Below are 2,233 nucleotides of genomic sequence, written 5' to 3' on the forward strand. Positions count from 1 at the left end.
AATATTTAAACCCCCTTTAAGCTTAATTAGTTATACTTTCATTTCCTTTTTTTAAAGGACTTAAAATCTTTAAGAGAAGTTTCACAAATACTCAATAAATTATAATTTTGTATTTAATTAAAGCCTTGCTTTGATTAAATAAATAAAATATCTTTTATTAAAGTATTGCAAAAATAAAACTTCTAATTGTTAATGTTTTATTTTAAAAATTAAAAAATGTTTTTTAATTTTTAATTCAATAATTTAAAAAAAGATTTTTTGTTTTGTTCTTTTAATTTAGTATTGTTATTCAAATCTTATAGTCAATCTTTGAAATCTAAATAAGTGATCGATTGAGCCAGATTAATAGATTTATTATTCTATTAATGATAATCAATTAAGAATGATAAGATTAAAAGGTTTCCTTTTTATCTTATATTTTAAATACTTTTTCTTTGAAGAAAAAGATTAAACTTTTCTATAATTTTTATGGAGAGTTTGATCCTGGCTCAGAGTGAACGCTGGCGGCGTGCCTAATACATGCAAGTCGAACGATGAAGCTTTTAGCTTGCTAGAAGTGGATTAGTGGCGCACGGGTGAGTAAGGTATAGTTAATCTGCCCTACACTGGGGGACAACAGTTGGAAACGACTGCTAATACCCCATACTCCTACTTAACATAAGTTGAGTAGGGAAAGTTTTTCGGTGTAGGATGAGACTATATAGTATCAGCTAGTTGGTAAGGTAATGGCTTACCAAGGCTATGACGCTTAACTGGTCTGAGAGGATGATCAGTCACACTGGAACTGAGACACGGTCCAGACTCCTACGGGAGGCAGCAGTAGGGAATATTGCGCAATGGGGGAAACCCTGACGCAGCAACGCCGCGTGGAGGATGACACTTTTCGGAGCGTAAACTCCTTTTCTTAGGGAAGAATTCTGACGGTACCTAAGGAATAAGCACCGGCTAACTCCGTGCCAGCAGCCGCGGTAATACGGAGGGTGCAAGCGTTACTCGGAATCACTGGGCGTAAAGGGCGCGTAGGCGGATTATCAAGTCTCTTGTGAAATCTAATGGCTTAACCATTAAACTGCTTGGGAAACTGGTAATCTAGAGTGAGGGAGAGGCAGATGGAATTGGTGGTGTAGGGGTAAAATCCGTAGATATCACCAAGAATACCCATTGCGAAGGCGATCTGCTGGAACTTAACTGACGCTAAGGCGCGAAAGCGTGGGGAGCAAACAGGATTAGATACCCTGGTAGTCCACGCCCTAAACGATGTACACTAGTTGTTGGGGTGCTAGTCATCTCAGTAATGCAGCTAACGCATTAAGTGTACCGCCTGGGGAGTACGGTCGCAAGATTAAAACTCAAAGGAATAGACGGGGACCCGCACAAGCGGTGGAGCATGTGGTTTAATTCGAAGATACGCGAAGAACCTTACCTGGGCTTGATATCCTAAGAACCTTATAGAGATATGAGGGTGCTAGCTTGCTAGAACTTAGAGACAGGTGCTGCACGGCTGTCGTCAGCTCGTGTCGTGAGATGTTGGGTTAAGTCCCGCAACGAGCGCAACCCACGTATTTAGTTGCTAACACTTCGGGTGAGCACTCTAAATAGACTGCCTTCGTAAGGAGGAGGAAGGTGTGGACGACGTCAAGTCATCATGGCCCTTATGCCCAGGGCGACACACGTGCTACAATGGCATATACAATGAGACGCAATACCGCGAGGTGGAGCAAATCTATAAAATATGTCCCAGTTCGGATTGTTCTCTGCAACTCGAGAGCATGAAGCCGGAATCGCTAGTAATCGTAGATCAGCCATGCTACGGTGAATACGTTCCCGGGTCTTGTACTCACCGCCCGTCACACCATGGGAGTTGATTTCACTCGAAGCCGGAATACTAAACTAGTTACCGTCCACAGTGGAATCAGCGACTGGGGTGAAGTCGTAACAAGGTAACCGTAGGAGAACCTGCGGTTGGATCACCTCCTTTCTAGAGTACAAACTAATGAGTCTCACAACCATTAGTTCATATAGACTCAATCATCCTTGTTTAGATTTCAAAGATTGATGAAAAGCTAATTTATGGGGAATTAGCTCAGCTGGGAGAGCGCCTGCTTTGCACGCAGGAGGTCAGCGGTTCGATCCCGCTATTCTCCACCATGATTAAGGGCCTATAGCTCAGCTGGTTAGAGTGCACCCCTGATAAGGGTGAGGTCACAAGTTCAAGTCTTGTTAGGCCCACCAT

Annotated in this window: 2 tRNA genes and 1 rRNA gene; all 3 read left to right on the forward strand. The window is 42.4% G+C overall.

Going from position 1 to position 2,233, the window contains the following annotated elements:
- Positions 1-465: 465 nt before the first annotated feature.
- The 3 genes from H2277_RS08845 to H2277_RS08855 all read left to right on the forward strand — a co-directional run bounded on the left by H2277_RS08845 (position 466) and on the right by H2277_RS08855 (position 2,232).
- Positions 466-1,978: ribosomal RNA gene (locus H2277_RS08845) — 16S ribosomal RNA — on the forward strand.
- 94 nt (positions 1,979-2,072) lie between these two features.
- Positions 2,073-2,148: transfer RNA gene (locus H2277_RS08850), tRNA-Ala, on the forward strand.
- Between the two features lie 7 nt (positions 2,149-2,155).
- Positions 2,156-2,232: transfer RNA gene (locus H2277_RS08855), tRNA-Ile, on the forward strand.
- Position 2,233 lies beyond the last annotated feature (1 nt).

Origin of the sequence: Campylobacter sp. W0014 (genome assembly GCF_020135975.1) — a bacterium.
Lineage (GTDB): Bacteria > Campylobacterota > Campylobacteria > Campylobacterales > Campylobacteraceae > Campylobacter_D.